This is a genomic window from Sphingomonas sp. MM-1 (assembly GCF_000347675.2).
Taxonomy (GTDB): domain Bacteria; phylum Pseudomonadota; class Alphaproteobacteria; order Sphingomonadales; family Sphingomonadaceae; genus Sphingomonas_E; species Sphingomonas_E fennica.
The window spans coordinates 2,052,690-2,074,524 of record NC_020561.1 but is presented as its reverse complement, the minus strand read 5'-3'; the positions used below and the strand labels follow the sequence as shown (position 1 = coordinate 2,074,524).

Here is a 21,835-nt window from a genome sequence, read left to right as displayed (position 1 = left end):
GGCCTCCTTGAGAATATATAGTGACCGCTATATATAATGGCGGACGCTCGACGCAAGGATAATTTAATGATCGCTACAAAAGAGCCTCGCGAACGCGGTCGGCCGCGATCCTTCGTCAAGGAGGATGCGGTGGCGACGGCGATGCGCCTGTTCCACCAGCGCGGCTATGACGCGGTGGGCGTGGCGGAGCTGTGCGCGGCGCTCGGCATCAAGCCGCCCAGCTTCTATGCCGCGTTCGGCAGCAAGCTCGGCCTCTTCGAACAGGCGCTTCGGCATTATGCCGCGGGGCCGGCCAATATCTTCGCCCGCGCGCTGGAAGGCGGCGGCGGGGTGGATGCGGTGATCGGCCGCACCTTCCGGGAGGCCGCCCGGCTCTATCCCGCCTGCGACGGCGTGGCCGGCTGCCTGGTGATCGACGGCGCCCGCAACAGCGCCGATGCGGAGGCCCGCGCGCTCGGCGCGTGCTGGAAGGCGGACAGCCGCCGGGCCATCCGCGATTTCATCGCCGCCGAATATCCGGCGAAGGCGGATCGGCTGGCCGATCTGGTGACGACGGCGCTCGCCGGCATGTCTGCGGCGGCGCGCGACGGAGCCGATGCGGACATGCTGGGCGATTTCGCCGGGGTGATGGAGCGCGCTTTCCGTGCCGAGGCCGGGCGCGCCGACGATTGAGAGGGTGCCGGGAAAATCCTCCCTCGCCCCTCAATCGTCGCCCGCCGCCCTTTTGTTGGCCGCCGCCATCGATCGCGCATCCAGCCCGCCCAGGCTGTTGGCGGCGATCATGTCGTTCTGGGCATGGGCGAAATGGTGCATGTGGAAATGCGCGTCGGTCGCGGCCCGCTTGCCACGCAGATCCTCGACATGGTTCAGCGCCTGCTTGGTCAGCCAGTTGCCGAGGCGGGACCGGGTGGCGAGTTCGTCGGCGATCGCCTTCACATCGGCATCCAGGGCCGCGCGGGTGGAAAGCCGGTTGACCATGCCGAATTGATAGGCGCGCTCCGCCGGCATGCGATCGCCCAGCAGAATGAATTCCTTGGCGATGCGCGGCGGCAGCTCGAACCCGTGGGCGAAATATTCCACGCCGGGAATGCCCATCCGGCCCACCGGATCCTGGAAGAAGGCGTCGTCGGTGGCGACGATGATGTCGCACACCCAGGCCAGCATCAGCCCGCCGGCGATGCAGGCGCCCTGCACGGCGGCGATGGTCGGCTTGGGAATGTCCCGCCAGCGGCGGCACATGCCGATATAGACCTCATGCTCGCGGGTGTAGAGGAACTCGGCCGCCGGCTTGTTGACATGATCGGGCACCAGATGAACGCGATCCCAGGAAGCGGCGATGTCGCGCCCCGGCGTGCCGATGTCGTGGCCGGCGGAAAAATGCTTGCCCTCGCCCTTCAGCACGATCGCGCGGATCGCATCGTCGTCGGTGGCGCGGCGGAAGGCGGCGTCCAGCGCATAGGTCATCTGGCTGTTCTGCGCGTTGTGGAAGCGCGGCCGGTTCATGATGACATAGGCGACCGCGCCGTCGGTCTCGTAGCGCACGGGCTCGTCCGTCTCATAAGCGATGTCGGCGGTCTTGGGTTCGACCAGATCGTCCACGTGCATCTTCCTTCGCTTCTGGGCGGGTGGCCGTCCCGCCATCGGTCCGTCGCCCGCCGTATATAGTTACGCCTTGTTCACTGCGTTCCCGATCGACATCATCGCCACGTAAACCGCGCATAATCGGCATTCAAGATCGGCAAGTGCGCATTTTCGGAGAGGATAGGGCAACATGGACAGGGCCGCGCGCATCAGCCTGGCGAAGCGCATCATCGCCATGGTCGAGAATAACGAGCTGGAATATTCGGACGAACCCGCCTGGGAGCTGGATATCGGCCGATTCGTGGACAAGGAACGGTTCCTGAAGGAGAAGGAGGTCTTCTTCCTCAACCGCACCCAGCTTCTCGCCTACAGCGCCGACATCCCGGAACCGGGCGACTATTACGCCACCGAGATCGCCGGCAAGCCGATCCTGCTGGCGCGCGGGCGCGACGGCCAGGCGCGCGCCTTCCTCAACGCCTGCCGCCATCGCGGCGTGCAGCTGGCCGAAGGCTGCGGCAAGGCGCAGGCCTTCACCTGCCCCTATCACGCCTGGACCTTCGCGCTGAACGGCGACCTCGTCGGCGTGCCGAGCCGGCAGGCGTTCGACGGGCTGCTGGAGGATCGCGGGCTGATCCAGCTTCCGCTGGTGGAGACGATGGGCTTCCTGCTCGTCCATCCCCAGCCCGATGGCACAATCGACGCCGACGAGTTTTTCGGCCCGATCAAGGATCACCTCGCCGGCTATCATTTCGAAAATCTGCGGCTTGTGAAGGAATTCAGCACCAGGGCGCGGATCAACTGGAAGCATGCCGTGGACGGCGGGGTCGAGGGCTATCACGTCCCCTTCCTCCACCCGCAGACGGTGGGGCCGATGACGCTGCAGCAGTTCGTCCATCTCGATTTCGGGCTGCACCATACGCTGGTGTCGGTGAGCCCCGAGATCATGACGCTGAAGGACCTGCCCGAGGAGGAATGGCCGGAATATTGCCATTTCTCCGTCTCGAACGCGATCTTCCCCAACACCGTGGTGATCGCGGGCGAGGCGATGGCGATCTTCCAGCGCAGCGATCCGGGCGACGAGCCGGGCGAGTGCAATTACATGTTCCGCCTCTATGGCTGGGGCAAGGATGCGTCGGAGGAGCAGCGCGCCCGCGATGCCTATGTCGCGGACATGCTGATCAAGGTCGCGATGGACGAGGATATGAAGATCCAGTCCAATTCGCAGGTGATGATGGAATCGGGTGCGGTGCCCTCGATCATCCTCGGTCGGCGCGAGCAGAATGTGCTGCGCATGCACAAGAATTATGATCGCCTGATCGGCCATGACGCCGCGAGCGCGCTGGCGGCCGATCTGCCCCAGGCGGCCGAATAGAAGGCGCCGGCGTCGTGGGAGGCCGCGCGGTCTCCCATCGCCAGGCCGGCCGCGATCTGCGATAGGGGGCGCCATGTGCGTCCTCGCCTTCGCCTGGCATGCGCATCCCCGCTGGCGGCTGGTGCTGGCCGGCAACCGGGATGAGCTGCACGCCCGCCCCGCCGCCCCGCTCGCGCGCTGGCCCGATCCCGATTCCGCCTTGCTGGCGGGGCGGGACCTGCGGTCGGGCGGCACCTGGCTCGGCGTATCGGAACGGGGGCGGCTGGCGGTCGTCACCAATCTCCGTGGCTTCGGCGATGCCCGCCCCGATCGCGTCTCGCGCGGGGCGCTCGTCACCGATCTGCTACGCGGCGAGGGCGCCTATGCCGATCCGGCCGCGGCTGCGCTTGGGGATTTCAACCCCTTCAACCTGATCCTGGCCGATGCCGGGCAGGCGACCTTCCTTACCAACCGGCCCGAACCGGTGCGCAGCCGGCTGGCGCCAGGCATCTACGGCCTGTCCAACGGCGCGCTGGACGAACCCTGGCCCAAGACCCTGCAGCTCAAGGCGACCCTGCTCGACTGGATCGTCGACGGCGCCCTCCCGCCGCATGCGCTGCTCGATGGCCTGCGATCGGATGTCCTGCCCGATGTCGGGCTGATCGCCGCAGGCCCGTCCGATATTCCGCAGGAGGCGACGCAGTCGCCCGTCTTCATCCGCAACCCCGTCTACGGCACCCGCTGCAGCACCGTCGTCGCCATCGACGATCGCGGCGCGGGGCTGATCGTCGAACGCCGTTACGGCCCGGACGGCGCGGCCACGGGCGAGACGGAGCTTGGCTTTTCCTGGTCGCGATAGTGGGTGGATACGGCCTTTACCGCGAATTTGCAGCCGTAATGATTTCAATATTGAACCAATCGTAAAAAAGACGGATAGTGCCGCCAGCATCCGGCCAGGGGGGAACCTGCGTGACGGAGCCTGCATATGGGCGAGATGTCCATAGTCTTCCGGAAACGGCGTCTCGCATCGCGGGCGATAGCACCTTGTAACATTGCTGTCCCGCCGCCGCCAATGCTTGCTCATTTCCGGCGGCGATGCCGGAAAGTCCCTTCCTGGTCCTCATTTCCATTCTGAAGCGATTGCGTCCTTCCATCGGCCCCGCCGATGATCGCCCGGCGCCGTCCCCGCCGGGCCAGTGCCACGGTCCGCCCGCTTCCGGGCAAGCGTCTTCAAGGAGGAACGCCGGATGAGCGCCGAACATAGCAAGATGAACGTATGGCAGCTCACGATCCTGACGGCGGTCAACATGATGGGCTCCGGCATCATCATGCTGCCCAGCAAGCTGGCGGAAGTGGGAACGATATCGATCATATCGTGGATCATCACGGCGGGCGGATCGATCGCGCTCGCTTATGCCTTCGCCCGCTGCGGGATGCTGAGCCGGAAGCCCGGCGGCATGGGCGGCTATGCCGAATATGCGTTCGGCAAGGGCGGCAACTATATGGCCAACTACACCTACGGCCTGTCGCTGGTGATCGCCAATGTCGCGATCGCGATCACCGCCGTCGGCTATGCGGTGGTGCTGTTCAACGAACAGCTCTCGCCGATCCAGACCTGCATCTGGACGATCGTGCTGCTCTGCATCACCACCTTCGCCAATTTCGGCGGCGCACGCGTCACCGGCCGCATCGGCGCGGTCACGGTATGGGGCGTGATCATCCCGGTGGTGATCGTGGCGCTGCTCGGCTGGTTCTGGTTCCGGGGATCGACCTGGACGGCGGCGTGGAACCCGCATGGCCTGCCGTTCGGATCGGCCGTCACCAGCTCGATCGCGCTCACCCTCTGGGCCTTTCTCGGCCTCGAATCGGCCAATGCCAATTCCGATGCGGTGGAAAATCCCGAACGCAACGTGCCGATCGCGGTGATGGTGGGCACGATCAGCGCGGCGGTGATCTACATCGTCTCCACCAACGTCATCGCCGGCATCATCCCCAATACGGAACTCGCCAGTTCCACCGCGCCCTTCGGGCTGGTGTTCGCCAAGATGTTCTCGCCCGTGGTCGGCAGCATCGTGATGGCGCTGATGGTGCTCGCCTGCGTCGGATCGCTGCTCGGCTGGCAGTTCACCGTGGCGCAGGTGTTCAAAAGCTCGGCCGATGTCGGCTATTTCCTGCCGATCTTCGGCAAGGCCACGCGCAACGGCACGCCGATCATCGGCATGCTGGTGCTGCTGGTGGCGCAGGTGGCGCTGGCGCTGATGACGGTGAGCCCGCAACTGGCCGAGCAGTTCCAGCGCATCGTCAACTTCGCGGTCGTCACCAACCTCGTGCCCTATGTGATGAGCATGGCGGCGCTGATGGCGATCCAGAAGGTGATGCAGGTGCCCGCGCACAAGGCGCTGATCACCAACATCGTCGCGCTGATCGGCGCGGCCTACAGCTATTACGCGCTGTGGAGCTCGGGCTCGGAGGCGCTGATGCTGGGCGGCCTCTGCATCTTCCTCGGCTGGACGCTGTTCGGCTTCGTCGCGGCCCGCTTCTACGATGCGGACGTGAAGGCCCATGTCGCCCATCCGGGGGAAGCCCTCCAGGAATGATCCTCGCCGGGCGGCCTCTCCCGGCCGCCCGTCCCTCCCTCAGCAGCGATGCGGAGCGTGAAGATGGCATATCCCGTTACCGAATATTTCCGGATCCTGGTGGTTGGCCATGATTTCGAGTTCGTCGCCCACATCATCGAGGAGGAGCTGCATTTCAAGGTCACGGTGATCGACCCGGACGATGCGGCCGAGGCGATACGCGGCGGGGCCGATCTCGGCGCGATCATCGTCTCCCGCCCCGATGCGCCGGCCGTGGTCGAGGCGCGGGAGGCGCGGGGTCTCGCCATGCCCATCTTCCTCCTCAGCCGCCGCAACGAGGAGACGTTCCACGAACCCTTCCTGAAGGCGCTCGACGGCGTGGTGATCGCCGAGCTGGAATCCAAGGAATTCTACGAAAAGCGGCTGATGGCCGCGGTCGAGAAATATGCCGAGGGGCTGCACACGCCCTTTTTCGGCGCGCTGATGCAATATGATTTCGATGCCAATCGCGCCTGGGCCTGCCCCGGCCACCAGGGCGGCCAGTTCTTCATGCGCCACCCGGTCGGCCGGCTGTTCTACGAACATATGGGCGAGAACGTGTTCCGCGACGACATCTGCAACGCGATGGTGTCGCTGGGCGATCTGCTGATCCACGAAGGCCCGCCGCTGGAGGCGCAGCAGGCGGCCGCGCGCATCTTCCACGCCGATCGCACCTATTTCGTGCTCAACGGCACATCCTCGTCCAACAAGGTGGTCAACACCGCATTGCTGCGCAGCAAGGATGTGGTGCTGTTCGATCGCAACAACCACAAGTCCAACCACCATGGCGCGCTGTTCATGGCCGGCGCCATCCCCGTCTATCTCGAAACCGATCGCAACGGCTTCGGCATGGTCGGGCCGATCGACTGGGCGGCGCTGGACGAAAAGACGATCCGCGACCGGCTGAAGAACCATCCCCGCCTCAAGGGCACGGATGCCTGGAAGAAGGAACGGCCGATCCGCGTCGCCATCATCGAACAATGCACCTATGACGGCACGGTCTATAACGCCCGCGCGGTGATCGATAAGATCGGCCACCTCTGCGAATATATCCATTTCGACGAGGCCTGGGCCGGCTTCGGCGCCTTCCATCCGCTGATGAAGGATCATTTCGCGATGAGCCTTACGCTCGGGCCGGACGATCCGGGCATCATCGCCACGCAATCGACCCACAAGCAGCTTGCCGGCTTCTCCCAGGCCTCGCAGATCCATGTCCGCGACGGCCATATCCGCGATCAGCCGCGCCGGATAAACCATCGCCGCTTCAACGAGATGTTCATGCTCCAGGCATCGACATCACCCTTCTACCCCTTGTTCTCCAGCCTTGACGTCAACGCCCAGATGCACGGCGACAAGGCGGGGCAGGTGCTGTGGAACGACATGGTCGTGCTGGGGATCGAGGCGCGCAAGGCGGTGCGCCGGCGCTTCGCCGGCTTCCTCGATCCCTTCGTCCCCGATATCGTCACGCATGCCGGCCAGAAGGTGAAGTGGGAGGACGTGCCCACCGAAACGCTGGCCAGCGACCAGAGCTACTGGCGGCTGGACGCGGACGAGGGCTGGCACGGCTATCGCAACGCCGGCAGGAACCTCGCCATCGTCGATCCCACCAAGTTCATGCTGGTCACACCCGGCATCAACGTGCGCACCGGCGAATATGAAAGCACCGGCCTGCCGGCGACGATCCTCGCCAATTATCTGCGCGACAACAACGTCATCCCGGAAAAGAACGATCTCAACTCGATCCTCTTCCTGATGACGCCGGCGGTGGGCGAGGGGAAGATGGCGATGCTGCTCGCCGAGCTCGATCGCTTCCGCGAACATTATGACCGCGACAGCGCGCTCGGCGATGTGCTGCCCAGCCTCTACGCCCGCAACACGGAACGCTATCGCGACTATACGCTCCGCCAGCTCGCGCAGGAAATGCACGATTTCTACAGGTCGAAGAATATCAAGGAATTGCAGCGGCTCTGCTTCCGCCACGAATCCTTCCCCGAACAGGCAATGTCCGCGCGCGAGGCGAATGAGGCGCTGATCGGCGGCGATGTCGATTTCGTGCCGATGACGGAGGTGGGCAATCGCGTCGCCGCGACCCTGGCGCTGATCTACCCGCCGGGCATCGGCATCGTCGTGCCGGGCGAACGCTATGACGCGCGGGCGAAGCCGATGATCGATTATTTCCTCGCCTTCGAGGAAAGCGCCAACCTGTTTCCGGGATTCTCGTTCGAGGTGCAGGGTGTATACCAGGTCAACGAAAACGGCCGGACGCGCTTCTACACCTATGTGGTGAAGGAATGATCGAAGCGGGCGCGCGGATCGGATCGGGGGCGGACCTGGCCTGAGCGGGGAGGACGGATATGCATTGGCGGGCAATGGTCGAGGCGGATATCGCCCGCGTGGCCGATCTGGCGGAGGTGGTCCATCTCGATTACCCGGAAAATCCGGCCGTGTTCGCCGCCTGCTTCCGCCTCTATCCCGCGGGCTGTCATGTCCTCGTCCATGAGAATGGCCGGCTCGGCGGCTATCTGGTCTCGCATCCGGGCCGGTTCGATACGCCGCCCGTGCTCGATGTCCCGCTCATCGCCCTGCCGGAGCCCGCGGACTGCTATTTCCTCCACGATCTCGCGCTCGGCGCCGAGACGCGCGGGCGCGGCCTCGCCAATCAGGCGGTCGCGCTCGTCGTGGAGGAAGCGCGGCGGGGCGGCTTCCCCGCCATCGCGCTGATCGCCGTCGGCGATGCGCACGGCTTCTGGGAACGCCAGGGCTTCTCGCTGATGGGCGACGGCCTGCTCGATCCCTCCAAGGGCTATGGCCCGGAAGCGCGGGCGCTCATCCGTGCCCTCTGATCGCCGCCGCCCCGCCGGTCGGGGCCGGATGATATCGTCCCCGCAAAGGTCCGCCCGCCGATGACCAGTCCGCCCGAAACCGCGCCGTCCGCCGGCCGGAGCCTCGGCCTCATCGCCTGCAGCGCGCTTGTCGTCGGCAACGTCATCGGCAGCGGCTTCTTCCTCTCGCCGGCGGCGCTCGCGCCCTACGGCTATGTCGCGCTGATCGGCTGGGTGATGATGAGCGCGGTGGCGATGTGCATCGCCCTGGTCTTCGCCAGGCTCGCGGGCCTGCTGCCCGGCGCGGGCGGGCCTTATGCCTATGCCCGCCACGCCTTCGGCTCCTTCGCGGGCTTCATCGTCGCTTGGGCCTATTGGATATCGATGTGGGTGTCGCAGCCGGCGATCGCGCTCACCTTCGTCGGCTATCTGCGCGTGTTCCTGCCCGATATCCTCGGCGATCCGATCCTTTCCACGCTGGTCGCGCTCGCCGCGCTGTGGGGCGTGGCGCTCGTCAACATCCACAGCGTGCGGGCGGCGGGCCTCTTCCAGAGCATCGTCGTGGCGATGAAGCTGCTGCCCTTCATCGCCATCGGCACGATCGGCCTGTTCTGGGTCGATCCTTCCCGCCTGTTCCTGCCGATCGAGGTTCCGACCGATGCCGCCGCCGGCAATTTCCCCGTACTGTCGGCGCTGGCGGCGACGATGCCGCTCATCATGTTCGCCTTCCTGGGCATCGAATCCTCCACCGTGCCGGCCGACGACGTGGTCGATCCCGCGCGCACCATCCCGCGCGCCACCATGCTCGGCACCCTGCTCTGCGCGCTGATCTTCATCTTCTGCACGGTCGCGGTGATGGGGGTGGTGCCGCGCGAGGTGCTGTCGGTTTCCTCCTCGCCCTTCGCCGATGCCGCCAGCATGATGTGGGGCAAATGGGCGGGCTGGACGCTGGCGGGCGCGGTGGTGCTGTCCTCGCTCGCGGCGCTCAACGGATGGACGCTGGTGATGGCGCAGGTGCCGCTCGCCGCCGCGCGGGACGATCTGTTCCCGCCGGTCTTCGCCCGGCTCAATCGCAACGGCGTGCCGTCGATCGGCATCGTCATCTCGATCGGCCTGTCCTCCTTCGTGCTCTGCCTCCAGGCCACCGGGCTCAGCACGCTGATCGGCGTCTATCGAGAACTCATCAATCTCTCCACCACGGCGGAGATGGTGCCTTATGTCTTCTGCGCCGCGGCCGAAGGGGTGATCCTGGGCTTCGCCGTCCGCGCCAGGGGCGGGCGGCGGCGCATCCGCCTGTTCACCTTCGTCTCGCTCATCGCCTTCCTTTTCTCGCTTGTCACCATCTTCGGCGCGGGCGCTTCGGCGGGCTTGTGGACCATGGTGCTGATGCTGCTGGGCCTGCCCATCTATGCCTGGGCGCTTCTGCGCCGCGAGGCCGAAGGCAAGCCCCCGCTCTAGGTGGAGAACATGCGGGGGGAGGTTTCAGGCCGCCGCCGGCGCGGGATCGCCCCGCGGCCGGTGGGCGGATATGCACAGCACGACGCTGGCGGTCACCATCGCCATCGCCGCCACCTCCAGCCCCGTCGGCCACCTTTTCTCCCAGAGGAAGCCGTAGAGCAGCGCGAACAGCGTCTCGAACAGGATCATCTGGCCCACCAGGGTGAGCGGCAGCAGCCGGCTCATCCGGTTCCACAGCGCATTGCCCAGGATCGACGCCGCGATCGCGATGCCCGATACCACCGCTCCGAAGCGCAGCCATTCCGCCGCTTCGTGGCTCCGCGCGCCGATCAGCATCGCCGGGATCACCAGCAGCAACGCCTGCGCGCCGGTGACGACGCCGGTCAGCAGGTTCCAGTCCGTGGTCGAGACATGGCCCGCGCGCGCCAGCCAGCGGCTGTTGTGGACGGCGAAGGTCGTCCAGGAGGCGAGCGCCCCGAACGCGCAGGCCAGGCCGATCAGCCCGTCGATGCGCGACCCCGCGCCCGGCGCCGCGATCGCCTGCCAGCCGATGCAGCTTATGCCGAGGACGCTCAGCAGCAGCGACGGGGCGAGGCGGCCCAGCGGCACGGCGCCATGGTCCCGGCTGCCGACGATGGTGACGGTGACCGGCAGGAATCCGATCACCAGCGACGTCATCGCCACCCCGCCCCGCTGCACCGCGCTGGCGAGCAGCACGAAATAGAGGCTGTTGCCCAGCAGGCTGAGCCAGGTCAGCGCCCACCATTCCGCCCGGCCCAGCCCCTGCGTGACCGCCGCCCAGCGCGGCGCCAGCAGCAGGGCCGCGACCAGCCCATAGGCGAGGTAGCGGCCGGCGGCGAGCTGCAGGGGCGTGAACTCACGCGCCAGTTCGGGGGCGATGAAGACGAGGCCCCAGAGCGCACCGGCGGCCATGCCGCACGCGATGCCGATCCCGATCCTGCCCGTATCCGCTTCCATGTCGAAAACCATTTCCCGCCGTTTCCTCCGCCATGGCGCGGATGCGGGCGGAAATCTTGATCCGGTCTACGGATTTCTGGGCCTGGTCTCGCGATTCTGGCGGCGATAGGCGGCGGGCGTCAGGCCGGTGGCGCGGCGCATCGCACGGGTAAGCGCGCTCTGGTCCGCATAGCCGGCGGCAAAGGCGATCTCGGCGATCGGCCGGTCGGTGTGGCGCAGCCATTCCCGCACCCGATCCAGCCGCACCCCGGCAAGCCAGGCGCGCGGCGTGGTATCCAGTTCCGCCCGGAACAGCGCGTGGAGCCGGCTGACGCTGACGGCCGCGTGATCCGCCATGGCGCCGGTGGTCCAGGGCGATCCCGGCGCGGCCTCGATCGCCGCGCGCAGCGCCGCCAGGCGGGAGGCCGGGCGCGGCGGCTGGCGGACCAGCGTGTCCAGGAGCAGCGGCACCCAATGGGCGACCAGCGGCGGCGCCGGATCGCCGTCCTCCGCCACCATCCGCATATAATCGACCAGCCGGATCGCCTGCGGCGGCAGCTCCACGAAGGGCCGGTGGGCCAGGCGCTCGCGCATGTCGGGCGGAACCGCGCCGGTTTCCAGATCGAGGATCAGCGATCGGTTGGGCCGGCGGCTCATCGTCGCATGGCCGGTGCCGGTATCGACGAAGGCGGCCCAGCTCGGCTCGAGATCGCGGCCCTGGCCGGCGATGTCGAGGGTGAGGGTGCCGCTGATTGGCAGGACGAGCTGGGTGAAGCTGTGCCGGTCGATATCCGGGTTCACGCCGTAGCTGCGCACCGCGAGGCTGAAGCGGGGGGACATCGAAGACATGGCCCGCCTTCTAGACCAGCTGGCGGCGGGGGCCAATGACGGGCATGGCGCCTCATTCCAGCAGGTTGGAAATGACGGATATATCCACGCCCGAAAGATCGGTGGAGGTGCTGATCGTCGCCCATTCCTCCGCCTCCTTCTGGCGGACGGCCTGCGCCTGGCGGAAGGCGAGCAGCGCATCGCTGCCGACGAGGAGGTGGGCGGGCAGCGCGTCACGGCCGGCAAGGTCGACGATCAGGCTGGCGATCCGCGCGGGATCGCCGATCTCGTGCCCGGCATAGCCGCGCGTCATCGCCAGCATCGCGCCCACGCTCGGCTGGTAATCGGCGATGAGATCGGGCGCATGGCCGCCGGCGACGGCGCCCCAATCCGTGCGCATCCCGCCCGGTTCGACCGCGATCACCTTGACGCCGAAGGCGGCGGTTTCCTTAGCCAGCACCTCGCTGAAGCCGCCGACCGCCCATTTCGCCGCCTGATAGGCGCTGAGCCCCGGCGAGCTGATGCGCCCGCCGACCGAGGAGATGTTGATGATATGGCCCGAACGCTGGTGCCGCATCACCGGCAATACGGCGCGGCTCAGATTGACCACGCCATAGAAGTTGGTTTCGATCTGCGCGCGGAAATCGGCGTCGCTGGTCTGTTCGAACGGGGCGATATGGCCGAAGCCGGCATTGTTGACGAGGATGTCGACCCCGCCGAAACGGGCCACCGCCACGTCCACGGCCGCCCAGGCGCGGGCCGCGTCGGTAACGTCGAGCGCGAAGCTGACGAGCCGGTCGCGATACAGCCCTTCCAGGTCGGAAAGCCGGGCGGGATCGCGGGCCGTGGCCACCACCCGATCGCCGGCGGACAAGGCGGCTTCGACAATCGATCGGCCCAGCCCGTGGGCGCTGCCGGTAATCAGCCAGGTTCGTCCCACGGCATTTCCTTCCACCACCGGAATGAGAGCGCGGTCACCCGCACCCCGGAAACGTAACGCCAGCCCTTTTCCTTGATTCGCCCCGGCCCGTTTCTCGTCCGGTGCCGGGGCGATCCGCCGGATATAGCCTGCCCCCGCCGATTCTCCCATCGGCGCGTTGGGGGCAGTCCTTTCGCACTGGCCGGAAGCGGGGTGAGGGGCGTTATTCGTCGAGGCCGTTCCGCCAGCCGGCGCCGAGCGCCTTCTGGATCGCGATGAAATCCCCCGTCAGCCCCGCCTTGGCCGCCGAAAGCCGCTGGCGGGCGGCCAGTTGCTGGCGCTCGGCATCGAGCAGGTCGGTGAGCGTGATGGTGCCGGCGCGGTAGCGATCGCGCGAAAGCCCGGCGGTGCGGGTGGCGAGCGCCTCGGCCCGCGCGAGCGTGGCGACCGCGATGCGGCGGTTGCGGAAACGGGAGAGCGCATCCTCGGCATCGCGGAGCGCGGCCAGCACCGCGCCCTGATATTGCGCCTCCGCCTCGTCGCGTACGCCTTCGGCCTGGCCGACCCGCGCCTTGTTGCGGCCGAAATCGAGGAAGCTCCAGCTTAGCTGCGGGGCGGCGATGGCGGCAAAATCGTCGAGATGGGTGAGATCGGAGAAGGATGTGCCGCCGATGCCGATGATGCCCATCAGGCTGAGGCGGGGGAAGCGCGCGGCCTCGGCGGCGCCGATCTTCGCCGTGTCGGCGGCGAGCGTCCGTTCCGCGGCGCGAATGTCGGGCCGGCGCCGGATGAGGGCGGCCGGATCGCCGATCGCGATGGCGGCGGGCGGCAAGGGCAGCGCGCCGGGCGTCCGCAGCCGGGCATCGAGCGTGCCGGGTGCCGCGCCCGTCAGGGTTGCCAGCTCGTCCAGATAGGCATCCTGTTCGGCATCGAGGCCGGCGACGTCGGCCTTCGCCTGTTCGAGCTGGCCTTCCAGCCGATCGACGTCGAGCTGCGAAGCGGTGCCGCGATCGCGGCGCTGGCGGGCGAGATCGACCATCTGTTCCAGCATCGTGATCGATTGCCGGGAAAGGGCGATGCGTTCCTGCCGGTCGCGCAGGTTGACATAGGCCTGCGCCACCTCGGCGGAGAGGCTGACCTGGGCGTCGGCCAGCCGCGCCCCGGCGGCCTCGGCCTCGGCGCGCGCGGCCTCCACCTTGCGCCGCTGGCCGCCGAACAGGTCGATCTCCCAGCTCGCGTCGAAGCCGAGATTGTAGAGGTTGAGATCGGTATCGCCGCTGTCGCCTTCGCCGCCAAAGTCCACGCCGGGCAGATGGGCGTGGGCATAGACGGCCTGGGCGTTCACATTGGGGCTGCCGTTCGCGCGCTCCAGCCGCAGCGCCGACCGCGCCTGGCGGAGCCGGGCCTCGGCGACCCTGGCATCGGGATTGGCGGCGAGCGCCTGCCGGACGAGATCGTCCAGCACCGCATCGTGCAGCGATTCCCACCAGCGGGCCAGCGGCGCTTCGGCCGAGAAGCCGGTATCGGCGCGCGCGAACGCCGCGCCGGGGGCCTTGGCGGCGGCTAGCGGCTGAGGCCCGGCATAATCCGGCCCCATCGTGCAGCCGGCGGCGAGAAGGGCGATCGAAAGCGGAAGAAGGACAGGGAACGGGCGCATGGCGCTCCTCAATGGGCTGCGACGGGCCGCCCGCCCTGGGGCAGCGGCCGGAGAAACAGGACAAGCGGCATGACCGCGACGATGCCGACCGAAAGGATCCAGAAGAGGTCCGAATAGGTCATCGTCAGCGCCTGGGCCTGGATGCTGGCCTCGATCGAGCGCATCGCGGCATCGGGGCCGCCAAGCGCCTGGGCAAGGCGATCGACATAGGCCTGGACCTCGATCGAATTGGCGTTCAGCGTTTCCTCGATCCGCCGGCTGTGCAGCCAGACGCGCTGGTCCTGCACCACCGCCACGCCGGCCAGCGCGAGCGACCCGCCAAGGTTGCGGGCGGCGTTGTAGAGGCCGGCCGCATCGCCGGCATGTTCGGGCGGCACCGACCGGATCGCGGCCTGGTTGAGGTAGATCATCGAGAAGACGGTGCCGAGCCCGCGCAGGAGCTGGGAATCGACGAAGGTCGATCCGTCGGACAGGACGGTCAGCGTGGTTTCCATATAGGCGCTGACCGCGAGCACGGCGAGGCCGAACGCCACCGCGACGCGGATGTCGATGGTGCGGAGCAGGAAGGGCGTGAACGGCATCAGCAGGATCACCGGTATGCCCGACAGCAGCACGATCTCGCCCGCCTGCAGCGAGTTGTAGCCGGAGATCGTCGCGAGGAATTGCGGGATGGTGTAGGACGTGCCGAACATCACCATGCCGACGACGATGACCATCGCGACCACGGCGCCGAACTGCCGGTCGAGCAGCAGCGACAGCCGGATCACCGGCTTGCGTGCCACGAACTGGCCGATCAGCAGCAGCACGAAGCCGAAGGCGGACATGACGGACAGCCAGACGATCAGCGAGGAGGAGAACCATTGTTCCCGCTCGCCTTCCTCCAGCACCACGGTGAGGCCGCCAAGCCCGAGCGCGAGGCCGAATATGCCCAGCCAGTCGGCCTCGCGGATCAGCGAAAGCTGCGATTTCTGGTAGGGCATGGCGACGACCAGCAGCGTCAGCAGGGCGATGCCGACCGGCAGGTTGATGAAGAAGGCATAGTGCCAGCTGATATTCTCGGTAAGCCAGCCGCCCAGCACCGGGCCGACCACGGGGCCCATGATGACGGTGGCGCCGAACATCGAATTGCCGATCGGCTGCTGGGATGGCGGCAGGCGGGTGGCGATGATCGTCATCGCCGTGGGGATCAGCGCGCCGCCGGTGAAGCCCTGGCCGATGCGGCCGACGATCATCATCGGCAGGGTCGTGGAAAGCCCGCACATCACCGAAAAGGCCGTGAACAGGCCGGCGGCGATGATCAGGAAGGTGCGCAGGCCGAACAGGCGGGTCAGCCAGCCGGAAAGCGGGATGATGATGATCTCCGCCACCAGATAGGCGGTGGCGATCCAGGTGCCCTCGGTGCCGCTGGCGCCGATTTCGCCCTGGATGGTCGGCAGCGAGGAATTGACGATCGAGATGTCGAGCGTCGCCATCAGCGATCCGAGCGCACCGGCCGCCACCGCCAGCCAGGCGGCGGCATCGGCCTTTTCCGGCACGGCGGGGGCAGGGGCGGCGGATGCCATCAGCGCGCGGCCTTGCGGCGGGCGGCTTCCTGGTCGGCGATGCGGCGCTCCTCACCTTTGGCCGACATGGTATCGACCTCGACGGTGACGGACAGGCCGGGCACCAGCACCTTGCGGGCATCCGGGCCGGCATCCAGCGCGATGCGGATCGGCACGCGCTGCACGATCTTGGTGAAGTTGCCGGTGGCGTTCTGCGGCGGCAGGATCGAGAATTGCGCGCCCGTGCCCGGCGCCACGCTTTCGACATGGCCGTCCAGGTCGACGCCCGGCAGCGCGTCCACCCGGATCTTCACCGGCTGGCCCACGCGCATGCGGCCGATCTGCGTCTCCTTGAAATTGGCGGTGATGTAGAGCGCCGACAGCGGCACCACCGACATCAGCCGCGCGCCCGGCTGGACGAACTGGCCGACGCGCACCGTCCTGTCGCCGATCCGGCCGTCGGTGCTGGCGCGCAGGATGGTGGAGCCGACATTGACCCGCGCGGTGGCGAGCTGCGCCTGGGCGACCTCGCCCTGCGCCGATGCCTGGCGGATCTGCGCCCTGAGTGCGGCCACGCGCCGTTCGGCCATCGCCAGCGCGGCATGCTGGGCGGCGGCCTGCCGCGCCGCCTGCACGGCCTGGTTGCGCAGGGTCGTCAGCTTCTCGCCGGTTTCGGCGCCGGTGGCGGCCAGCGGCGCATAACGATCCACCTCATGCGCGGCGAAGGTGGCCTGGGCGTCGGCGGCGGCGGCCTGTGCCCGCGCCTGGGCGATCTGGGCTTCCTGCTCGCCGATCATCGCGCGGACATTGTCGGCATTGGCGGCCGCCACATCGATCTGCGCCTGATACTGCGCGGCCTGCGCCTGATAGTCGCGCGGATCGATGCGGACGAGCGGCTGGCCGGCCTTCACGTCCTGGTTGTCGCGCACGAACACCTCGGCGACATAGCCCGATATCTTGGGCGCGATCACCACGGCATCGGCCTGGATATAGGCGTCGTTCGTTTCCTCGAGATATTTGCCGTAGAGCTGGTAGCGCACGAACCAGATCAGCACGGCCGCGATGACGATCGCCGCCCCGATGATCAGCGCGCGCCGCACGCCCGGCCGGCGGAAGGCGGGCAGCCGATCGGCCGCCTGACTTTCACCATCGCTCAACGGGTTGCCGGGCGCCGCGCCATTTCCGGCCGCACTCTCTTGCATGGGGAATCATCTCGCAATTGCACAAGGGGTAATGGCGGCCCCTTGCACCTGATCGCGCTATCAGGCAAGACCATATAGTATGCATACATACATATTCTGGCGGGATGCGACATGACGGTGGCGAGGGACGCGGTTTCGGCGGGGCTCCGGGATTTCTACCTGCGGACGCACCGGCTGCTGGACGGGCTGATGAAGGATACCGGCGCGTCCTTCGCGCGGGCGCGGCTGCTGGGCTATATCCATAAGGAAGGGCCGGTCCGCTCCACCGACATCGCCGAAAGCATGGCCTATGCCCCCCGGACGGTGACGGTGGCGATCGACGCGCTGGAGCGCGAGGGGCTGGTGCGGCGCGATCAGGACCCGGCCGACCGGCGGGCCAAATATATCTCGATCACCGATGCCGGGCTGGCGGCGCTGTGCGCGGCGGAACCCACTAAGCAGCGCTTCGTCGACAGCCTCTATCGCGCGCTCACGGACGAGGAGGCGCTGCAGCTCGCCCGGCTGATCGGCAAGCTCAACGACCGGCTGGAGGAAATACAGGCCGAATGCGCGGCCGAGCAGGCGGGATCGGCGGGCTAGGCTGCGTGGATTCCCGGCCGGAAGGGCTGCCGCGTTTCGGATCGCTGTGCGCCTGAATGGGAAGCGGGCATTTCTCTCCCCCGATCGTCCTTCCCAGGAAGGCGGGAGCCGTGGGTCGGCGCGGCTAATCCATGGGCACGGCTGGCTCGATTGAGTCGATGGCTCCCGACACAATGGATTCCCGCCTGCGCGGGAATGACGGGTTGGGGCGGGTTGACGGGACTTTCCTGCTCGCGCGCCGGGCCACCCCGAAGGTGGGCGCCGATCGGCGCCGGAGAGGCGTCAGGTCAGCGCGAGATAGATGATGGCGGAGAAGCTCGCCACCAAGCCGCTTGCGACGCACAGCAAGCGGAAGCCGCACTCCTGCACCACGGACTCATAGTGCTCCATGAAAGCACCTCTCCATTCGTCACTCTTACGGTGATCGCAGGGGGAGGGTATCATGTTGGCGGCCGCCCGCAAGAGGCAATGAACGACGTTCATTAAAGGGCCGTAATCGCTTTTCCTTTACGGAAGAGCTGCCGCGCGGCCGGCACGCCGGCGACGGCCGCCGCGGCGTTCTGCGCATCCATCGCCACGAAATCCGCGGCGCATCCCGGCGCGATTCCGTAGCCGTCGAGGCCGAGGACGCGGGCGGCCGATCCGCTCGCCATGTCCAGCGCCGTTTCCAGATCGGCATCGGTGTAGAAGCCGGAGCGGTAGCCGATCAGCATCGCCCGGCGCAGCATGTCCGCATCGCCATAGGGCCACCAGGCGTCGCGGATATTGTCGTTGCCGGCAAAGACGGTGACGCCGGCCGCGCGCAGGCGGGCGATGGGCGGGAAGGCGCGGTTGCCGGGCGCGTTGGTCATGATCGCGACGCCGGCCGTGGCGAGGCGTTCGGCGATGCGATCGACCTCGGCCCCAGGCACGTCGCCCAGCGCATAAGCGTGGCTCACGGCGACGCGGCCGTTCAGGCCCAGCGTGGCGGTGCGCTCCGCGATCCGGCCGAGCTGGGCGATGCCGCCCTCGCCGGGCTCGTGCAGGTGGATGTCCACCTTCGCGCCGCGCCGGTCGGCGATGCCGAAGACGATATCGAGATGGCCGTCGGCATCGCCGTCCAGCGTGGTCGGATCGATGCCGCCGATCACGTCCGCGCCCTCGCGGATGGCGGCATCGAGGATGTCGGCGGTGCCAGGGCAGGTGAGGATGCCCGCCTGCGGGAAGGCGACCAGCTCGATCGCCATCCGCCCGGCCCAGCGCTCACGCGCCTCCATCACGGCGTGGAGATTGGCGAGGCCGGTGGTCGCGTCGACGTCGACATGGCTGCGCATCGCCATCGTGCCATGGCCGGCGGCGAGCGCGATCAGCGCCTCGGCACGTTCCGCCACCGGGCGGGCGCCCGCCAGCAGCGCCTTCTCGTTGGCGAGCCGCTCGCGCAGCGTCGCGGCCGGCCGGTGCGGGTGCCAGCGATCGCCGACGAAGCTCTTGTCGAGGTGGATATGGCCGTCGACGAAGCCGGGCAGCACCAGCCGCCCGCCAAGGTCGACGGTTTCGGCCGCCTGCCGGTCCCTCGGGGCGATGCCCACGGATACGAAGCGGCCCGCGGCCACGGCGAGCGTCGCCAAGCTGCCGTCGGCCAGCCGCGCATTGGTGAAGAGCGTGTCGATCACGGGGGCGCTCACTTGGCCTCGGCGGCGTTCCAGGCGGCCACCTTGGCGCGGGCTTCGGCCAGCATGCGGTCCAGATCGGCGCGGTCGTGCACCTCGCCGCGCAGGATCACGGTCTCGATCGCGCGGGTGGCGGCGATATCCTGCAGGGGATTGGCGTCGAGCAGGACGAGATCGGCCGCCTTGCCCGGCGTGACCGATCCGTAGCGGTCGAGCCGCCCGAACCAGGCCGGCCCGGCGCGGGTGGCGGCGGAAAGCGCGTCGGCCGGCGTCAGCCCCTTGGCGACGAACAGCGACAGCTCGTCATGCAGGCCGATGCCCGGATAGTTGAAGGAATTGAGGAAGCCCGCATCGGTGCCCGCGATGATGGTGACGCCGGCATCGCGCAGCATCGGCAGGGTGGCGGCCATGCGATCGAAATGATCGTGGCGCGCCGCGATTCTGGCGGCATCGGCCTGGGCGGCGCGCTGGATGCGCCAGTCATAGGTCTTGCGCAGCTTCGGCCCGATATAAGCGAGATAGGCGTCGTCCGCATGGGTATCGCTGTCCAGCCAGGCGAGCACGCGGCTGCCGTTCAGCGTGGGGGTGACGAACACGCCCTTCGCCGCGAAGGTGCGATAGGCGGCCATCGCCGTCGCCGGATCGAAACCGGCGTCCAGCTCGCGGTTGGCCTCCGCCCGGTCGATCCGCCCGGCGGCGAAATCGGCGGCGATCCGCGCCTCGTCCTTCACCCCGGCCTTGAAGGCATAATCGAGATGCTCGATCGAGCTGATCCCGGCATTGACCGCCTGGCCGACGGTGAGCGCCATCGGGATATGGCCCGAGGTGCGCAGCCCCGCCGCCTTCGCCTGCGATACGGCATAAAGGAACAGCTCCGGCTTCAGCGTGCTGTCGGTGATCTTCACGAAATCGACCTTGAGGCCCTTCAGCCGGGCGATCGCGGCATCGACCTCCGCCTGCGATCCCACCTCCAGCGTGCCCTTCCAGATCGGCTTGATGCCTTCGATCTTGGGTCCGGAGGTGAGCAGGGTCGGCCCGGCCAGCGTGCCGCGCGCGATCTCGTCGCGCCAGGCCAGCACGTCATAGGGCATGTCGCCCGCGCAATCGCGGATCGTGGTGATGCCGTGGGCGATGTAGAGCGGCAGCAGCGCCTTGTTTTCCTCGATCAGCTCGGGGCCGCCGCCGAAATGCATGTGCATGTCCCACAGGCCGGGGATCAGGAAGCGGCCGGTGGCGTCGATGCTCCGCTTGGCCTGCCAGCTTCTGGCCACCTTCGCGTCGGGGCCGGTGGCGACGATATCGCCGCCGCGCGTCACCACGGCCTGATCGGCCAGCGTTCGGGCATGCTCCACGTCCACGATCGTGGCGTGGCGGATGATGACGTCGCCGGCCCTGGCGGCGGCCTGCGCGGGGAAAACCGTCGCGATCGGCGCGGCGAAGGCGAGGAGGGCGGCGATCGCGCCGCGAAGCGTGGAGGACATCAGGCGGCTCCCGGAAAAGATATCGCCAAGCTAGGCGCGGGAAGCCATATTCACAAATTAGATGTTATCATGATCTCCATTAAGGTTCATGATGATGTCATGCTCGATCCCCGCCTGCTCAGGAGCTTCGTCGCCATCGCCGACAGCGGCAATTTCACGCTGGCGGCGCATCGGCTGAACATGACGCAATCGACCATCAGCCAGCAGCTCGGCCGGCTGGAGGAGGTTCTGGGCCGCGATCTGATCGATCGATCCGCCCGGCCCGTGCGGCTGACGGCGGCCGGCGAACGGCTGGTCGGCCATGCCCGCCGCATCCTGGCCCTGCAGGACGAGGCGGAGCTGCTGCTCCGCGATCCGGCGGGCACCGCGCCCATCCATATCGGCCTGCCCGAGGATCTGGCGACGGGCGCGATGGCGGAAGGCTTCGCGCGGTTCATGGCCGGCGACAAGGCGATCCGGCTGGACGTGACCACCGGCCTCAGCCGCGATCTCGCCACCCGCTATCGCGACGGCGAGTTCGATCTGGCGATCGTGAAGGAAATGGCGGCCGGCAATGGCAGCCTTGCCGCCTTCCCCGAACCGCTGGGCTGGTTCATCGGCGCGGACGATGCGCTGGTCGCGCGCGATCCGCTGCCGCTCGTCACCTTCCCGCCCGGCGGGCTCTATCGCGACCAGATGTTCGATGCGCTCGAACGGCAGGGGCGGCGCTGGTATGTCGCTTTCTCGGGAAGCAGCCTGCAGAGCGTGCTGGCGGCGGTGGAGGCGGGGCTGGGCCTGTCGCTGCTGCCGGTGGGCGCCGTGCAAGGCGCGGCCGTGCGCGAACGGCCGGCCTTCGGCCCCGTCGCGCCGATGGCGATATCGCTCTATGCCCGCACCGCCGACGGCGCGATCGGCGGGCTTGCCGACATGGTTCGCGACGTGCTGGCGGAACGCCGGGGCCGGTGATCGCGGCCGCCCGGCCGCCGCCTCATGCGTTCGGGACTTTCTCCCATGGTCGCTAGCGTGTAACGCTTTACTGCCAGATGGGGGACGGTCATGCGTTTCGGGGGCAACGGATCGACGCAATATACCTTGCAGAACCTGATCACGATGATCGTGATCTTCGGCATATTGCTGCTCCTTTATTATTTCGTCTGGCACAAAAGGGGGAAGGACGACGGCGATGAATGACCGGCCCGTCTTTTGCCCGTCCGGA

General features: G+C 67.7%; 19 protein-coding genes. 10 read left to right on the top strand and 9 right to left on the bottom strand.

Translation table 11 applies throughout. From position 1 onward, the window contains the following. The first annotated feature begins 66 nt into the window (after positions 1–66). Positions 67–672 (top strand): TetR/AcrR family transcriptional regulator, encoded by a 606-nt coding sequence (locus G432_RS10020; protein ID WP_015458712.1) that lies wholly within the window; start codon positions 67–69, stop codon positions 670–672. A gap of 30 nt (positions 673–702) precedes the next feature. Here G432_RS10020 and G432_RS10015 read toward each other — a convergent pair whose 3' ends face one another. Then, on the bottom strand, positions 703–1,605 hold the full coding sequence (locus G432_RS10015) for an enoyl-CoA hydratase (protein WP_015458711.1): 903 nt from the start codon (positions 1,603–1,605) through the stop codon (positions 703–705). A 166-nt stretch (positions 1,606–1,771) separates the two neighbouring features. On the opposite strand from G432_RS10015, the gene G432_RS10010 reads away from it, so the two are divergent. The 6 genes from G432_RS10010 to G432_RS09985 all read left to right on the top strand — a co-directional run bounded on the left by G432_RS10010 (position 1,772) and on the right by G432_RS09985 (position 9,827). Then, a complete protein-coding gene (locus tag G432_RS10010; RefSeq protein WP_015458710.1) occupies positions 1,772–2,953 on the top strand; it encodes an aromatic ring-hydroxylating oxygenase subunit alpha in 1,182 nt (393 codons plus the stop codon). A 73-nt stretch (positions 2,954–3,026) separates the two neighbouring features. Then, entirely contained in the window at positions 3,027–3,791 is a 765-nt protein-coding gene (locus G432_RS10005; protein ID WP_015458709.1) for an NRDE family protein, read from the top strand. 388 nt (positions 3,792–4,179) lie between these two features. Next, entirely contained in the window at positions 4,180–5,529 is a 1,350-nt protein-coding gene (potE, locus tag G432_RS10000) for a putrescine-ornithine antiporter (RefSeq protein WP_015458708.1), read from the top strand. Between the two features lie 63 nt (positions 5,530–5,592). Continuing rightward, on the top strand, positions 5,593–7,842 hold the full coding sequence (gene speC, locus G432_RS09995) for an ornithine decarboxylase (RefSeq protein WP_202192005.1): 2,250 nt from the start codon (positions 5,593–5,595) through the stop codon (positions 7,840–7,842). A gap of 59 nt (positions 7,843–7,901) precedes the next feature. After that, on the top strand, positions 7,902–8,390 hold the full coding sequence (locus G432_RS09990) for a GNAT family N-acetyltransferase (protein ID WP_015458706.1): 489 nt from the start codon (positions 7,902–7,904) through the stop codon (positions 8,388–8,390). A gap of 60 nt (positions 8,391–8,450) precedes the next feature. After that, positions 8,451–9,827, top strand: coding sequence for an amino acid permease (locus G432_RS09985; RefSeq protein WP_015458705.1), 1,377 nt, complete (start codon positions 8,451–8,453; stop codon positions 9,825–9,827). Between the two features lie 24 nt (positions 9,828–9,851). Here the strand turns inward: G432_RS09985 and G432_RS09980 are convergent, their stop codons facing one another. The 6 genes from G432_RS09980 to G432_RS09955 all read right to left on the bottom strand — a co-directional run bounded on the left by G432_RS09980 (position 9,852) and on the right by G432_RS09955 (position 16,931). Beyond that, positions 9,852–10,817, bottom strand: a complete 966-nt coding sequence (locus tag G432_RS09980; protein WP_015458704.1) for a DMT family transporter — start codon at positions 10,815–10,817, stop codon at positions 9,852–9,854. A gap of 54 nt (positions 10,818–10,871) precedes the next feature. After that, entirely contained in the window at positions 10,872–11,633 is a 762-nt protein-coding gene (locus G432_RS09975) for a helix-turn-helix transcriptional regulator (RefSeq protein ID WP_015458703.1), read from the bottom strand. A 52-nt stretch (positions 11,634–11,685) separates the two neighbouring features. Next, positions 11,686–12,552 (bottom strand): SDR family NAD(P)-dependent oxidoreductase, encoded by an 867-nt coding sequence (locus G432_RS09970; RefSeq protein WP_015458702.1) that lies wholly within the window; start codon positions 12,550–12,552, stop codon positions 11,686–11,688. Between the two features lie 202 nt (positions 12,553–12,754). After that, positions 12,755–14,188: an efflux transporter outer membrane subunit gene (locus G432_RS09965; RefSeq protein ID WP_015458701.1), complete on the bottom strand. Its 1,434-nt coding sequence runs from the start codon at positions 14,186–14,188 to the stop codon at positions 12,755–12,757. Between the two features lie 8 nt (positions 14,189–14,196). Continuing rightward, the gene (locus tag G432_RS09960) at positions 14,197–15,750 is read right to left on the bottom strand and encodes an MDR family MFS transporter (protein WP_015458700.1); all 1,554 of its coding nucleotides are present in this window, start codon (positions 15,748–15,750) and stop codon (positions 14,197–14,199) included. After that, positions 15,750–16,931 carry an HlyD family secretion protein gene (locus G432_RS09955; protein ID WP_015458699.1) on the bottom strand — a complete coding sequence of 394 codons (1,182 nt, stop codon included), beginning with the start codon at positions 16,929–16,931 and terminating at the stop codon, positions 15,750–15,752. Before G432_RS09955 ends, G432_RS09960 begins: the two co-directional genes overlap by 1 nt. 111 nt (positions 16,932–17,042) lie before the next feature. On the opposite strand from G432_RS09955, the gene G432_RS09950 reads away from it, so the two are divergent. After that, positions 17,043–17,510, top strand: coding sequence for a MarR family winged helix-turn-helix transcriptional regulator (locus tag G432_RS09950; RefSeq protein ID WP_015458698.1), 468 nt, complete (start codon positions 17,043–17,045; stop codon positions 17,508–17,510). A gap of 482 nt (positions 17,511–17,992) precedes the next feature. Here G432_RS09950 and G432_RS09940 read toward each other — a convergent pair whose 3' ends face one another. After that, positions 17,993–19,162, bottom strand: coding sequence for an amidohydrolase family protein (locus tag G432_RS09940; protein ID WP_015458696.1), 1,170 nt, complete (start codon positions 19,160–19,162; stop codon positions 17,993–17,995). Between the two features lie 8 nt (positions 19,163–19,170). Continuing rightward, positions 19,171–20,640: an amidohydrolase family protein gene (locus G432_RS09935; protein ID WP_015458695.1), complete on the bottom strand. Its 1,470-nt coding sequence runs from the start codon at positions 20,638–20,640 to the stop codon at positions 19,171–19,173. 99 nt (positions 20,641–20,739) lie between these two features. Between G432_RS09935 and G432_RS09930 the strand changes: the two genes are divergently transcribed. Both G432_RS09930 and G432_RS24280 read left to right on the top strand, forming a co-directional pair. Next, positions 20,740–21,585, top strand: a complete 846-nt coding sequence (locus G432_RS09930; protein WP_041865316.1) for a LysR family transcriptional regulator — start codon at positions 20,740–20,742, stop codon at positions 21,583–21,585. Between the two features lie 90 nt (positions 21,586–21,675). Further along, positions 21,676–21,810 carry a hypothetical protein gene (locus G432_RS24280; protein ID WP_269078664.1) on the top strand — a complete coding sequence of 45 codons (135 nt, stop codon included), beginning with the start codon at positions 21,676–21,678 and terminating at the stop codon, positions 21,808–21,810. Positions 21,811–21,835: the final 25 nt, after the last annotated feature.

Bases quoted from the DNA above. Each gene is read 5' to 3' on its own strand.
- G432_RS09975 (WP_015458703.1), bottom strand. From the start codon at position 11,633: ATGTCTTCGATGTCCCCCCGCTTCAGCCTCGCGGTGCGCAGCTACGGC.
- G432_RS09960 (WP_015458700.1), bottom strand. From the start codon at position 15,750: ATGGCATCCGCCGCCCCTGCCCCCGCCGTGCCGGAAAAGGCCGATGCC.
- G432_RS09965 (WP_015458701.1), bottom strand. From the start codon at position 14,188: ATGCGCCCGTTCCCTGTCCTTCTTCCGCTTTCGATCGCCCTTCTCGCC.
- potE (WP_015458708.1), top strand. From the start codon at position 4,180: ATGAGCGCCGAACATAGCAAGATGAACGTATGGCAGCTCACGATCCTG.
- G432_RS09985 (WP_015458705.1), top strand. From the start codon at position 8,451: ATGACCAGTCCGCCCGAAACCGCGCCGTCCGCCGGCCGGAGCCTCGGC.
- G432_RS09930 (WP_041865316.1), top strand. From the start codon at position 20,740: ATGCTCGATCCCCGCCTGCTCAGGAGCTTCGTCGCCATCGCCGACAGC.
- G432_RS09980 (WP_015458704.1), bottom strand. From the start codon at position 10,817: ATGGTTTTCGACATGGAAGCGGATACGGGCAGGATCGGGATCGGCATC.
- G432_RS10005 (WP_015458709.1), top strand. From the start codon at position 3,027: ATGTGCGTCCTCGCCTTCGCCTGGCATGCGCATCCCCGCTGGCGGCTG.
- G432_RS10015 (WP_015458711.1), bottom strand. From the start codon at position 1,605: ATGCACGTGGACGATCTGGTCGAACCCAAGACCGCCGACATCGCTTAT.
- speC (WP_202192005.1), top strand. From the start codon at position 5,593: ATGGCATATCCCGTTACCGAATATTTCCGGATCCTGGTGGTTGGCCAT.
- G432_RS10020 (WP_015458712.1), top strand. From the start codon at position 67: ATGATCGCTACAAAAGAGCCTCGCGAACGCGGTCGGCCGCGATCCTTC.
- G432_RS10010 (WP_015458710.1), top strand. From the start codon at position 1,772: ATGGACAGGGCCGCGCGCATCAGCCTGGCGAAGCGCATCATCGCCATG.
- G432_RS24280 (WP_269078664.1), top strand. From the start codon at position 21,676: ATGCGTTTCGGGGGCAACGGATCGACGCAATATACCTTGCAGAACCTG.
- G432_RS09990 (WP_015458706.1), top strand. From the start codon at position 7,902: ATGCATTGGCGGGCAATGGTCGAGGCGGATATCGCCCGCGTGGCCGAT.
- G432_RS09950 (WP_015458698.1), top strand. From the start codon at position 17,043: ATGACGGTGGCGAGGGACGCGGTTTCGGCGGGGCTCCGGGATTTCTAC.
- G432_RS09955 (WP_015458699.1), bottom strand. From the start codon at position 16,931: ATGCAAGAGAGTGCGGCCGGAAATGGCGCGGCGCCCGGCAACCCGTTG.
- G432_RS09935 (WP_015458695.1), bottom strand. From the start codon at position 20,640: ATGTCCTCCACGCTTCGCGGCGCGATCGCCGCCCTCCTCGCCTTCGCC.